The following is a 12,357-nucleotide window of genomic DNA, read 5'->3' as shown; positions in this document are numbered from 1 at the left end:
GAGAGCCAGCCAAAACGCTTTCTCTCCACCTCTCTTTCCGGTTACAACGTCTCTTTGGCCAGCGCCCAAGCGTGCTCAAAGACCTCGCCGCGTTCAGGGCGGGCCATCACGCGGGCCAGGCCCTGGGCCAGACTCATGGACGGCACTGTGACCTCGGTGTCCCGGCGCACGTCGTCCCACTGCGCCTCAATACGAACCAGGTCGCCGTCTGCAGCGCTGAGGGCAATGTTCAGACCTTCGCCGCGCAGCTCTATGCCGCACAGGTCGCCGTTTTCACGTCCACAGCGGGCCGACTGGAACGTCACGCCGCGCAGGTCGCGCCAGCCCAGCGTGTCGGCCACAAAACCGGCAAACAGCCGGGCCGGCAGGTCTTTTTTTCCGGCGTGTTGCACGGTCATGCCCGTCACACGCGGCAGCTGCCGCGCGGCGTCAGGGGTGTCGAACACCTGGGCCAGCGCCTCGCGCCAGCCGGCCGAGCGGCTCCAGCCCAGGTCGGCCAGGGCGTAGTGCCGCGACGGCGCCATGTCCAGCGTCAGGCTGTCCACAATCACCTGATCGGCCATCTCGGTCAGTTCGGCCAGCAGCGGCCCGCCGGGGCGGCGGTCGGCGCCCCACCATACATGATTGACGGTGGCTGGCCGAATCAGGGGCAGAATGGCACCCTGCAACTGGGCCTGGTTGGCTTCCAGGGTCAGGCGCTCCACGTACAGCCCGCCCTGCTGCGGCACCAGACTGGCCTGCACCATCAGGTCGCCGCCGCCGTCCATCACGCCGATGATCTGGCGGCCCGCGTAGCGCCCTTCCAGGCCCGCCAGCGCTTCTTGCACCCGGCGCAGATGCTTTTTGACTGTCAGGGCGATGATGTTGCCCGTGTAAGCGCGCGTTTCGACGCGGGTGGCCGTCCATAGCTCGTCCAGAGTGGTCTGGGCCTTGCGCACTGTGGTGTCCACGGGGCCCAGGGTGCTGGGGCCAGCGGTCATGGGCAGTCCCCCGCGCTCATAGGCGCCGCCAGCGACGGTCTTTGCCCATCAGGTCGTCGGCCTCGTCCGGCCCCCAGGTGCCAGCGGTGTAGTTGGGAAAGCTGGGGGCGTCTTTCTTGCGCGCGGGCGGCGCGTCCCACACATTCAGGATGCCGCTGACAATCTGCCAGGCGCGGTCCACCTCGTCCTCGCGGGGAAACAGTGTGGCGTCGCCCAGCATGGCGTCCAGCAGCAGCCGCGAATACGGGCTTTCGAGTTGCGCCCCGAAGGCGTCGTAGCGGAAGTCCATGACGACCTCGCGCAGCACCATCTCCTGCCCAGGTGTCTTGCTGGAAAACTTGAGGCTCACGCCCTCGTCGGGCTGAATGCGGAAGGCCAGCACATTGCGCTCCAGGCCACCCGGAAAGATCCCCAGCGGCGGACTTTTGAAGACCACGGCGATTTCGGTGACCTTCTTGGGCAGCCGCTTGCCGGTGCGCAGGAAAAACGGCACGCCCTGCCAGCGCCAGTTGTCCACTTCCAGTTTCACGGCCACGTAGGTCGGGGTCACGCTGCCGTCTTTGACGTTCGGTTCCTCGCGGTAACCAGGAACCGTCTCGCCGTACAGGGTGCCGGGGCCGTACTGACCGCGCACGGCGACCTCGGGCACGCGCGAGTCGGGAATGGGCTTGACGGCCCGCAGCACCTTGACCTTCTCGTCGCGGATGGCGTCGGCGTCAAAGGCGGCGGGCGGTTCCATGGCTGTCAGGGCAAACAGCTGCATGAGATGGTTTTGCAGCATGTCGCGCACCACCCCGGCTTCCTCGTAATAGCCCGCGCGGCCTTCCAAGCCCAGGTCCTCGGCGGCCGTAATCTGGACGTGATCCACATAGCCCCGGTTCCACAGCGGCTCGAAAATGGCGTTGCCGAAGCGAATCGCCATCAGGTTCTGCACCGTTTCCTTGCCCAGATAATGGTCAATGCGGTAGACCTGCGACTCGTCCCAGACGCGGTGAATGGCGTCGTTCAGCTCGCGGGCCGAGGCCAGGTCGCGCCCAAAAGGCTTCTCAATGACCAGGCGGCGCCAACCTTCTGACTCGTCGGCCAGGCCGAGGCGGCCCAGCCCGTTGCTGATGGGTTCAAAGAGGCTGGGCGGCGTGGACAGGTAGAACAGCGCGTTCTTGCGGCCGCCGTGGTCGTTCTGCGCGCGGTTCAGTTCCTTGTCAATCAGCCCGTAGACCTCGTCGCCCCCAAAGTCCCCGAACTCGTAGTACAGCAGGTCGCGGAATTTTTCCAGGCTGCCCGGCTGCGGGGTGTCGGTTTCCTTGCTTTCCTTCAGGGCCGCCAGCACGAAGTCCTTGAAGCCCTCGTCGTCCATCTCCTGACGGCCAATGCCGACGATGTTAAAGGCGCTGCCCAGCAGGCCGTCCTGCCACAGCCCGAAGACGGCGGGCAGCAGCTTGCGCCGCGCGAGGTCGCCGGTGGCCCCAAAGATGACCAGCGTGGCCGGCTCGGGGGCGCGGCTGCGGCGCATCACGGCCCGGAAGGGGTTGGTGCCGTCGGCGCCGGGGGCGCCCGCCGGGGGCGGTGGGCGCAGCGGCGTCTCGACCTCGGGGGCCGCGTCGGCCACCCCGACCTTCTGCGCGGCGCGCTTGCGGCTCACCGCGCGGCTGACCTCGGCCGGGGCCACGGCCTTTTTGCTTGCCGACTTCGCCCTGGCTGGCCCCGTGCCCTGCCCGGCCTTCTCCGCTTTTTTAGGACTCACTGTCACCCTTCACGCGCTGCTGCCCGGTTTCGCCCAGCTGCTCGGCGGCGCTGCCCTCGCTGGTGCTGACTGCCTGACCGATGTTCTCGGGAGCCGCGACTTTCGGGTGGTCGCCGGGGGCGACTTCGGGCACCAGGCCTTCCTGACGCGGCGCCTCAATGGTCTTGACGGCGTGGCCGCCGAACGCGCGGCGCATGGCCGAGAGCATCTGACCCGCGTAGCTGACCTCCTGCTGGCTGCGAAAGCGCATCTGGGTCGCCAGGGTGATGACCGGGGTGGGCACGCCCAACTCGATGGAGTCAATGATCGTCCAGCGGCCCTCACCGCTGTCGGCCACGTAATCGGACAGCTGCTCAAAGTCGGCGTTGTTGTTCAGGGCCTCGGCGGTCAGGTCCAGCAGCCAGGACCGCACGACGCTGCCGTGGCGCCACAGCTCGGCAATCTGGGCCATGTCCAGGCCAAAGTCCTTGTGGGCCTTCATCAGTTCAAAGCCCTCGGCGTAAGCCTGCATCATGCCGTATTCAATGCCGTTGTGAACCATCTTGACGTAGTGCCCGCTGCCCGCCGGTCCCATGCGGCCCCAGCCCCGGTCGGCGGCGGGCGCCAGCACCTCAAAGACCGGGCGCAGGCGCTCCACGGCTTCTTCGGGGCCGCCCAGCATCATGGCGTAGCCTTCTTTCAGGCCCCAGACACCGCCGGAGGTGCCCACGTCAATAAAGTGCAGGCCGCGCGCGGCCAGTTCCTCGGCCCGTTTGATGCTGTCTTTGTAGTTGCTGTTGCCGCCGTCAATGATGATGTCGCCGGGGGCCAGTCGGCTGGCCAGGTCGTCAATCACGCTCTGGGTAATCTGTCCGGCGGGCACCATGACCCACACCGCCCGCGTGCCGGGCTCGCCCAGGGCCGCGATCAGCTCGTCCATGCTGCGGGCGCCGCGCGCACCCTGCGCCTCAATCTGCGCCACGCTGTCGGGGTTGCGGTCAAAGCCGGTGACCTCAATGCCGCCGCCTGTCAGGCGCAGCACCATGTTGCCGCCCATCTTGCCCAGCCCAATCATGCCGATTTTCATAGCGTGCCCTCCCAGACCACGGCGCCGAAGCCGCAGCAGCTGGAGACACAGAGAACCGCTTCCAGCGCCGGGTCTTTTCCGCCCTGCACTATACGTGCCGCATTTGCTGGCCTGCCCCGAACCGAAACCTGGGGTGAAAGGGGAGAGGTCAGGGCTTTCCTCCTGAGTGCTCCAGCACCTTTGCCCCTCTGTGGACGAATGCCACCCCGGCGCGGTGCTACGCTCGCCCTATGAGCGCCTGCGCCCTGACCGGTTCCGAACTGCTCGACAAGGCCGCCAGCGGCGAGCGGCTGGCGGCCCCCGAGATAGAGGCGCTGTACGGCCTGCCGCTGCCCGAGGTGGCGGCGGCGGCCCACCACCTGCGCCTGACCCGGCGCGACCCGCAGACGGTGACGTTCCTGATTGACCGGAACATCAACTACACCAATGTCTGCAACGTGGGCTGCAACTTCTGCGCCTTTTACCGCACCCGGCGCCAGAAAGACAGCTACACGCTGGATTACGAAGAGATCAGCGCCAAGATCCGAGAACTGGAGGCGGTGGGCGGCACCCGCATCCTCTTGCAGGGGGGCGTGAACCCGGAGCTGGGCCTGGACTACTACACAGGCCTGCTGCGCCACGTCAAGGCGCACCACCCCACTATCCGCATTGATGCCTTTTCCCCGGAAGAAGTGCTGTTCATGGAAAAGAGCTTTGGTCTGTCTCTGGACGATCTGCTGGACACCCTGATTGACGCCGGGCTGGACGGCCTGCCGGGTGCGGGCGGCGAGATTCTGGAGGATGAAGTGCGGGCCAAAGCTGCTCCGGCACGCATCCGCTCGGCCGACTGGTTCCGCATTATTGACGCCGCGCAGCGCAAGGGGCTGTACACCATCGCCACGATGGTGATTGGCTTTGGTGAAACCTACGCCCAGCGCACCGCCCACCTGCTCAAAATCCGGGAGCAGCAGGACCGGGCCCTGCGCGACTACGGCGGCAATGGGTTTTCGGGATTTGCCATGTGGACGCTGCAAACCGAGCACACCCGCCTGCACGGCAAGGCGCCGGGCGCCACCGCCCACGAGTACCTGGAGCAGCTGGCGATTGCCCGCATCGCCCTGGACAACGTGCCCAACATTCAGGCGTCGTGGCCCGCGCAGGGCTTCAAGGTGGCGCAGGCCGCGCTGTATTACGGCGCCAACGACCTCGGCAGCACCATGTTGGAAGAAAACGTGGTCTCGGCGGCAGGCGGGCATGGCCGGCACAGCGCCACCGTGCGCGAACTGATTCGCATTGCGGTGGACGCGGGCTTTACCCCGGCCATTCGCAACAGCCGCTTTCAGATCATTGCCTGGCCTGATGTAAACGCCGCCCTGAACCGCACCGAGCAGAACCCCGAAGCCGAGCGGGCGGTGGGCGCCGCGTCCTGACAACAGGGGAAAGTCGGCGGCCCTATGAAGTCAGGGGAGGTTCACCGCCTCAGGCTTGCGTCTCGCTGTCATGGTCCAGGCGGTGAGTTGCCTTGGAAGGGGTATCCCGTTCTTTACAGCGTGTGGACGAATCCTGAGGACCTGTCTGAAGACAGCAGCCTTTTAGGCCAAAGCACCCTACCCGCAACTGAGTGGTCCCACGCCTGACCCGCCCCACAAAGGAGGCGCTTAGCATCTAGCGTAATGTCTAGCGCTGCTGGCTCAAGCCGCGCCCCAGAAGGGTTCGTCTGGTGCGGCGCCCTCTTTGGCGAGTTGCTCCTCAAGATCACTTAGGGCGCAGGCATACAGGTCAGCGCCGAGCTGAGGCAACATGGCCAGTTCCAGGGCAGCGTCCTGCAAAGAGGCATGCTGACTGCTGTGGTGCCACCCGGCACCTTCAGCGTTCAGCAGAACCAGACCGGCGCGCAGAAGAATCCTCACGCGGCCTGTCTCCGTCCGCGTATCGCTGAAATGACGGGTGATGCTCATGGGTCCAGCATAAGCCGTGTCTATGACGTTTTTCATACGCCATATTGATGATTCGTGCATCTGGAATTGAACAGCCGGTCAGCATGGGGGTGAGGTGTAGAGACTGGGCAGCTCTCAGCCTGGCCCGTCATCCCTTGCCGAGCCTGTCTCTGGCAATGAATCCTCTGCGTTCTGGCCTCTGGGCTAGCCGTTGCCAGACGGCTCTAGAATGGCGGTTATGTCGCTTCCTTCTTCTCCCACGCGCGGCGAGGTGCCCCGCGACCAGTTGGTGCGCTGGCTGGGCGAGTACCTGAACATCGGCGCGTTCAAAGACCCCAGCCTCAACGGCCTGCAAATAGAAGGCACCGAGCAGATTCGCCGGGTGGCCGTCAGCGTAGACACCAGTCTCAAGACCCTCCAACACGCGGCCGACAGCGGTGCCGACCTGCTGATTGCCCACCACGGCCTGTTCTGGGGCCAGCCTCTGCCGATCACCGGGCCGCACCGGGAGCGGGTACGCACCGCCCTGATGGCCGACCTGAATGTCTACGCCGCCCATATTCCCCTGGACGCCCACCCCGAAGTGGGCAACAACGCCATGATGGCGCGCGCCCTGAGCCTGCAACACACCCAGCCGTTTGGTGAGTGGGCCGGCGGCAAGATTGGCCTGGCCGGCGAGCTGCCGTTTGAGCAGACCCTGCAGGATTTTGCCGACCGCGTGCAGAAGCTGACCGGCGAAATCTGCCTGGTCCACGGGGGCGGGCGCTCGCCTACGGTGCGCCGTCTGGGTGTACTGAGCGGCAGCGGTGCCGGGAGCATCCCCGAAGCAGCTGCGGCGGGCCTGGACACCCTCCTGACCGGCGAGCCCGAGCACAAGCATTTTCACGATGCCTTTGAGTACGGCGTAAATGTGGTCTACGCTGGCCACTACGAAACCGAGGTCTTTGGGGTGCGCGCCCTGGCCGCCCGCCTGGAAGACGAATTTGGCCTGCCCTGGCAGTTCCTGCACCATCCCACCGGGCTGTGAGGCCAGGCTTTTTCCTCAGCTTTGAGGGCCCGGAGGGGGCAGGCAAAAGTACCCAGCTGGCGCGCCTGACGCGGCGCCTCACGGCGGCGGGGCGGGCCCACACCGTCACACGCGAACCGGGTGGCACCCCCCTGGGCACGCGGGTGCGTGAGGTGCTGCTGGACCCGGCCCTGAGCATGGACCCCTTGCCGGAATTTCTGCTGTATTCGGCCAGTCGCGCGCAACTGGTCGCCCAGGTGGTGCGCCCGGCGCTGGCCCGCGCAGAGGTCGTGGTGTGCGACCGCTACGCCGATTCCAGCCTGGCCTACCAGGGCGCGGGACGGGGACTGCCCGCGCCGCTGTTGGCCAGCATCACTGCCGCCGCCACAGGTGGCCTGACCCCCGACCTGACCGTGCTGCTGGACCTGGACCCGGCTCTGGGATTGGCGCGCGCCGCTCGCCGGGGCCAGCCTGACCGGCTGGAACAGGCCGACCTGGGGTTTCATCAGCGGGTGCGGGGAGGCTTCCTGGCGCTGGCCGCCGCTGACCCTGCGCGCTTTCTGGTGCTGGACGCCACCCAGTCTGAAGACGAACTGGACGCGGCCATCTGGGCAGCCGTTTCAGGCCGGCTGAGCGTCGGCGGGGCGCAGCTTGACGCAGAGCAGCGCCTATAGCTTTTGAGGGCGTGCTGTTTGAGGGATCTCGCAGCACGCCTCTGCACTTCACCTGCTGGTCATGACGTGGGCTGGCTGGACGCGACCTAACGCCTTTCAGCCCCACTGACCTACTGAACCCGGAAGTGCCTGGCAGAGCTGGCACTTCCGGTCATCTTCTTTGCTCCCCGCGACGCAGAGGCCAGACCTATTTTCTGGGCGCCGCCCGGCCACTGAGTCCGGTCTCCGGTTTCACGCCCGGCACCTTGACCTCAAACATCAGCCCCCAGCGCTTGCCGGTCAGGAGCAGGGTGCCGCGTTCGGGCACGTAGGCGATGCCGTTGGGCACATCGTCAAACGTCAGCGGGCGGCCACTGCGCGTGGCGGCGGTGCTGGCCTCGCGGGTCAGGTCGGCCACGCTCAGCCACGCAGTCACGCGCCCGGTCTGGGGGTCAATGCGGGCGATGCGGTCGGTCAGCCAGATGTTGGCGTAGATGCTGCCCTGAACGTATTCCAGTTCGTTCAGGTTGCGCACCGGTTGGCCCTGGTCAGTGACCTGAAGGGTGCGCCTTACCTGAAAGGTCTTCGGGTCACGCCAGGTCAGCGCGGCGCTGCCGTTACTCATAATCAGCGCCTTGCCGTCGGTGGTCAGGCCCCAGCCCTCGCCGCTGTAGCGGTAACGCCCGGTTTCTTTCAGGGTCTGCGCGTCAAAGGTAAAGGCCACGCCGTCTTGCCAGGTCAGGTGATAGGCCGCGCCGCCCAGCACCGCCACGCCCTCACCAAAGGCGCTGCCCAGGGGGGTGGCGACCTGCGCCAGCACCTTGCCGCTTTTCAGGTCCACCCGGCGCACGCCGGACTGGCCCACTTGGCCGGTGCTTTCCAGGTACACGCCGCTTCCCAGGTACTGAAGCCCCTGGGTAAAGGCGGCGCGGTCATGGGCGTAGCGCGCCGTGACGGTGGGGGTCAGGGTGGGCGCCGTGGTCTGGGAGGTCAGGGCGGCAGTCAGGGGCACGGTCAGCAGGGTCAGCAGCGGGGCAAAGCGGAGCAGGCGCACGCCCTTATGGTAGTCGCCGGGCGCCCGGCCTGCGAGGGAAAACGCCCCCAGAAGTTCTTCATGCGGCCAGCCTTCGTGCCAGGATGCAGGGCGTGAACTGGGGTGTGAGGCGCAGAGAGGCGGTGCTGGGTCTGATGGGCGTGCTGGCCGCCGTAGGCCTGCTGGGCTATGGGCGGGGCGTGACGGCGCCGCCGGGCCCTGGGTCACTGGAGGCTAGCGCTGAGACGGTCACTCTGGGCGCCTTGACCGTCACCACCCAGGGGGGCTGGCGGGTCACCCGCGCCGGGCAGGAGGTCTGGTCGGCCGGGCCGGGGGCCGCCTTCCTGTACGCCACCGACCGGCCCGTGACCTACACCGAGGCGCGCGGCATGGTGCGGGTACGCGAAGGCCGGGGCCAGGTGTGTGCGGCGCAGCGCCTGAGTGCTCTGCGCGTGACTGGGCCAGCCCAGGCGCAGGGCACTGGCACCCTGACCTGCCCGGATGGCCCTACCCTGCCGTACACGCTGCTCCTGTGCGCCGAGGGCGAGGTGCTAGACGTGCGCGTGGTGGTCACGGGCGGCGCCCGTCTGACCGGGCTGGGCGCGGCGGGGACCCTAGCCCTGCGTACCCGCGTGACGGGCGGCGGCGAGCAGTTCAGCACCCTGAATCTGCGGGGGCGGCGCCTGCCGGTGCTGGTCAGCGAGCAGGGCGTGGGGCGCGGGCAGCAGCCGCTGACTTGGCTGGCCAATCTGACGAACAACGGTGCGGGCGGCGCCTGGCACAGCAGTTACGCGCCCATGCCCCACCTGCGCCTGCTGGACGATCAGGGAAGCGGCCAGAGCATCTGGAGCCTGGACACCTTACCCGGCGCCCTGGACACGCGCGGCGGACGCTGGCGCCTGGAAATGACGGGCGCCTCGCTGCATTTGCGTCTGGCCGCAGGCAATATCCGTACCCTGACGCGCGCCCTGACCGCCGACACCGGCCGCATGGCCCCGCTGCCCGCCTGGACCGGCCAGGGTGCTTTGCTGGGGGTGCAGGGCGGAACGGCGCGCGTGCGCGAGGTTTACGCCCGTGTCAAGGCTGCCGGGGTACCCGTGGCGGGCCTGTGGCTGCAAGACTGGGTGGGACGGCGCACCACCAGCTTTGGCCAGCAGCTGTGGTGGAACTGGGAACTGGACGCCGCCCACTACCCCGGCTGGGCCGAGCTGCGCCGCGACCTCGCTGCCGACGGCGTGCGCGTGCTGGGCTACGTCAACCCCTTCCTGACCGACACGGGTGAGAAGTCGAACGTTCGCCGCCACCTGTACCGCGAGGCCGCCGAACGCGGTTTCCTGCTGAAACAGGCGGACGGCAGTGTCTATGACCAGCTCAACACCTCGTTCAGTGCGGCGCTCGTGGACCTGAGCAGTCCCCAGGCGTATGCCTGGTTCAAAGCGGTGCTGCGGGACGCCATTGCCGAGGCGGGGCTGGACGGCTGGATGGCCGACTTCGGCGAGAGTCTGCCGCTGGACGCCCGCCCGGCGCGCGGTACGGCCACGGCCCTGCACAACGCCTATCCGGTGCTGTGGGCGCGCCTGAACCGTGAACTGGCCGCCGAACTGGGCGGCGACAAGCTGGTGTTTCACCGCAGCGCCTTCACCACCTCGCCGGGGCAGGCCGGGGCCTTCTGGGCAGGCGACCAGCTGGTGAACTGGGGCGCAGACGATGGCCTGCGCTCGGCGCTGACGGGGCTGCTGTCAGGCGGCCTCAGCGGCATGACGCTCAATCACGCCGATGCAGGCGGCTACACCACGGTCACGCAGGTGCCCATCAACATTCGCCGCTCGCCGGAAGTGCTGGCGCGCTGGCTGGAGTTCAGTGCGTTCACGCCGCTGCTGCGCACCCATGAAGGCAACCGGCCTGCTGACAATGCCCAGGCGTACGACCCCGCCACTCTGCCGGCGCTGGCCCGGGCCGCGCGGCTGTACGCGGCGCTGGCCCCCTACCGCGCCGGGTTGATGGCCGGGGCGCAGAGGGACGGCACGCCCCTGATGCGCCCGGTCTGGTTCGAGTTCCCTGCCGAACCCTTTGAGGCGCAGCCCACCAGCTATCTGCTGGGGCCGGACCTGCTGGTGGCCCCAGCCCTGCGGCCCGGCCAGAATGAGACGCGAGTGCGTCTGCCGGCCGGGTCGCGCTGGGTGCATGCCTGGACCGGGCAGGTGTTTGCTGGCGGGCAGATGGTGCGGGTGCCTTCGCCGCTGGGGCAGCCCGCGGTATTTGTGCGTGAAGACAACCCAGCGCTGCTGGCCACCCTGCGCGCGGTGAATTAGGGGAGAGGAGCGGAACTGAAACATTCCGAATAAGCCGGAGGTCTTTCGGCGCTTCTTGAGGAAGTGGGAGTGATACGGATTCTGTCTGTTTTTTGCATACACCAGTAAGTTGCCTATTGGCCAACTTCACGCCCGTCAGTCCGTTTTGCTTCTTCTCGCTCTGCTGCGAAGCTCTTCAAGCCTGCTAGGCAGCTTTTCAAGTCCACTCGGAGTTCAGCGTGTTGCAGACGGTGGTGTCAGCGTCCGTGTGGTCGCCGCCGATTCAATCCGGCTCTTGAGCACGGTCGGGACTCTGTGAGGGTCTGCGGCCAGCCCCCAGATTCGTCAGCCTGGTTCAGTGAGGGTAGTTGACCCCTCTTGGACCCGGTTGTCGCACAGGGCATTGGCTGTAGCCTGCACCCGCTCATCCGGGTCGCGGCGCAGTCGTTCGACCTCGGCCCATTCGTCCCACCGGGCCAGGGCCCAGGCCGCCGCGTCACGCACCTCTGGGGCGGGGTCGGCGGCGCCGGCCAGCAGCAGGGGCCAGCCCTGGGGCGCGCGGGTGTTGCCCAGGACCGTCAGGGCGTTGCGGGCCAGGCCCTTGCGCCGGGGGCGCAGGTGGGCGCTGCCCGCAAACCGGCGCTCGAACTGCCGCTCGCTGATGCCAAACAGGCTGCTCAGGTCCGGGTGGGCCAGGTTGGGGACAGGCTGCAGCAAGCGCGCCAGCGGCCCGGCCTTGCCACTCCAGGGGCAGACCTCGCTGCACACGTCGCAGCCCAGCAGCCAGTCGCCTATGCCGGCCCGCAGCGACAGGGGCACCGGCCCCCGGTGTTCAATTGTCAGGTAAGACACGCAGCGCCGCGCATCAATAGTCCGGTCGGGGCTAATGGCGGCGGTAGGACAGGCCATGACGCAGCGGGTACAGCGGCCACAGCGGTCTGGGTGCGGGGTCGCCTCGCCTTCAAACGGCAGGTCGGTCAGCAGCACCGCCAGCGTCACGAAGGCGCCCAGCGACGTGCTCACCAGCATGCCCGACTTGCCGCGCCAGCCCAGAAAGCCCTGTGCGGCAAACAGACGCTCCATCACGGGGCCGTGGTCCACGTAGCCGCGCGCCCGCACGCCCAGCCTGGCCGCTTCCTCTTCTAACCGGGTCAGCAGTGGCTGAAGCTGGTCATGGTAATCAGGGGTCCAGGCGTAGCGTGCCACCCGCCCCACCCGGACGCCCCCAGCCGGGACAGGCGGCGGCTCGAAGGCGTGCGAAACCCCCAGCACCAGCACGCTGCGGGCCCCTTCTAGGCGACTGGCCGGCGCAGCGCGGGCCGGCAGCTGCCGTTCAAGGTAGGCCATCCCCGCGTGGTGGCCGGCCTCCAGCCAGCTGGCGTACTCGGTCACTGCCGCAGTCGGCACCTGTGCGGGCGCCCAGCCCACCGCGTCGGCCCCCAGCGCGTGGGCGAGGTCGGCTAGGGTCTCGGCAGCGCTCACGCGGGGCAGTATGCCGCCTGACTGGGCCGGCAAAGGCGAGGCAAGCCACGCGGCTGTTGAAGGGGCTTGGAAAAATGCCGTCTGTCGTCTCAGAGCGGTTCCTCGTTGCTCTGGTAGTAGACAAGTGCTGCCCGTCCAGGGAAGTCGCCGCTTACTCCGAGTTGCCTGTGTCAAGTTCACTCGCTC

At 67.6% G+C, this 12,357-nt stretch carries 10 protein-coding genes; 4 read left to right on the top strand and 6 right to left on the bottom strand.

Annotated features, from left to right (window positions below; genetic code table 11):
- Nucleotides 1-41 precede the first annotated feature (41 nt).
- The 3 genes from K7W42_RS20895 to gnd form a co-directional block, all read right to left on the bottom strand.
- On the bottom strand, nt 42-980 hold the full coding sequence (locus K7W42_RS20895; protein WP_224577145.1) for a glucose-6-phosphate dehydrogenase assembly protein OpcA: 939 nt from the start codon (nt 978-980) through the stop codon (nt 42-44).
- A gap of 16 nt (nt 981-996) precedes the next feature.
- On the bottom strand, nt 997-2,556 hold the full coding sequence (gene zwf, locus K7W42_RS20890; protein ID WP_224577164.1) for a glucose-6-phosphate dehydrogenase: 1,560 nt from the start codon (nt 2,554-2,556) through the stop codon (nt 997-999).
- A 157-nt stretch (nt 2,557-2,713) separates the two neighbouring features.
- On the bottom strand, nt 2,714-3,790 hold the full coding sequence (gene gnd, locus K7W42_RS20885) for a phosphogluconate dehydrogenase (NAD(+)-dependent, decarboxylating) (RefSeq protein ID WP_224577143.1): 1,077 nt from the start codon (nt 3,788-3,790) through the stop codon (nt 2,714-2,716).
- A 230-nt stretch (nt 3,791-4,020) separates the two neighbouring features.
- Between gnd and mqnC the strand changes: the two genes are divergently transcribed.
- A complete protein-coding gene (gene mqnC / locus K7W42_RS20880; protein WP_224577141.1) occupies nt 4,021-5,199 on the top strand; it encodes a cyclic dehypoxanthinyl futalosine synthase in 1,179 nt (392 codons plus the stop codon).
- A 261-nt stretch (nt 5,200-5,460) separates the two neighbouring features.
- Here mqnC and K7W42_RS20875 read toward each other — a convergent pair whose 3' ends face one another.
- A complete protein-coding gene (locus tag K7W42_RS20875) occupies nt 5,461-5,727 on the bottom strand; it encodes a hypothetical protein (RefSeq protein ID WP_157460197.1) in 267 nt (88 codons plus the stop codon).
- A gap of 217 nt (nt 5,728-5,944) precedes the next feature.
- On the opposite strand from K7W42_RS20875, the gene K7W42_RS20870 reads away from it, so the two are divergent.
- Together K7W42_RS20870 and tmk are read left to right on the top strand one after the other, a co-directional pair.
- Nucleotides 5,945-6,733, top strand: coding sequence for a Nif3-like dinuclear metal center hexameric protein (locus K7W42_RS20870; protein ID WP_224577139.1), 789 nt, complete (start codon nt 5,945-5,947; stop codon nt 6,731-6,733).
- Nucleotides 6,730-7,386, top strand: a complete 657-nt coding sequence (gene tmk / locus K7W42_RS20865) for a dTMP kinase (protein ID WP_224577138.1) — start codon at nt 6,730-6,732, stop codon at nt 7,384-7,386. The genes K7W42_RS20870 and tmk overlap by 4 nt, the downstream gene beginning before the upstream one ends.
- A 187-nt stretch (nt 7,387-7,573) precedes the next feature.
- Here tmk and K7W42_RS20860 read toward each other — a convergent pair whose 3' ends face one another.
- Entirely contained in the window at nt 7,574-8,371 is a 798-nt protein-coding gene (locus tag K7W42_RS20860; protein WP_439648874.1) for a glutaminyl-peptide cyclotransferase, read from the bottom strand.
- A gap of 152 nt (nt 8,372-8,523) precedes the next feature.
- Between K7W42_RS20860 and K7W42_RS20855 the strand changes: the two genes are divergently transcribed.
- Nucleotides 8,524-10,710: an alpha-glucosidase gene (locus K7W42_RS20855; RefSeq protein WP_224577137.1), complete on the top strand. Its 2,187-nt coding sequence runs from the start codon at nt 8,524-8,526 to the stop codon at nt 10,708-10,710.
- A 324-nt stretch (nt 10,711-11,034) separates the two neighbouring features.
- Here K7W42_RS20855 and queG read toward each other — a convergent pair whose 3' ends face one another.
- Entirely contained in the window at nt 11,035-12,171 is a 1,137-nt protein-coding gene (queG, locus tag K7W42_RS20850; RefSeq protein ID WP_224577136.1) for a tRNA epoxyqueuosine(34) reductase QueG, read from the bottom strand.
- Nucleotides 12,172-12,357: the final 186 nt, after the last annotated feature.

The sequence above is a fragment of the Deinococcus betulae genome (assembly GCF_020166395.1).
Lineage (GTDB): Bacteria > Deinococcota > Deinococci > Deinococcales > Deinococcaceae > Deinococcus > Deinococcus betulae.
The sequence above is the reverse complement of the archived record's forward strand: the minus strand, read 5'-3'. Positions and strand labels throughout refer to the sequence as shown.

Bases quoted from the DNA above. Each gene is read 5' to 3' on its own strand.
- K7W42_RS20895 (WP_224577145.1), bottom strand. From the start codon at position 980: ATGACCGCTGGCCCCAGCACCCTGGGCCCCGTGGACACCACAGTGCGC.
- gnd (WP_224577143.1), bottom strand. From the start codon at position 3,790: ATGAAAATCGGCATGATTGGGCTGGGCAAGATGGGCGGCAACATGGTG.
- mqnC (WP_224577141.1), top strand. From the start codon at position 4,021: ATGAGCGCCTGCGCCCTGACCGGTTCCGAACTGCTCGACAAGGCCGCC.
- K7W42_RS20875 (WP_157460197.1), bottom strand. From the start codon at position 5,727: ATGAGCATCACCCGTCATTTCAGCGATACGCGGACGGAGACAGGCCGC.
- K7W42_RS20870 (WP_224577139.1), top strand. From the start codon at position 5,945: ATGTCGCTTCCTTCTTCTCCCACGCGCGGCGAGGTGCCCCGCGACCAG.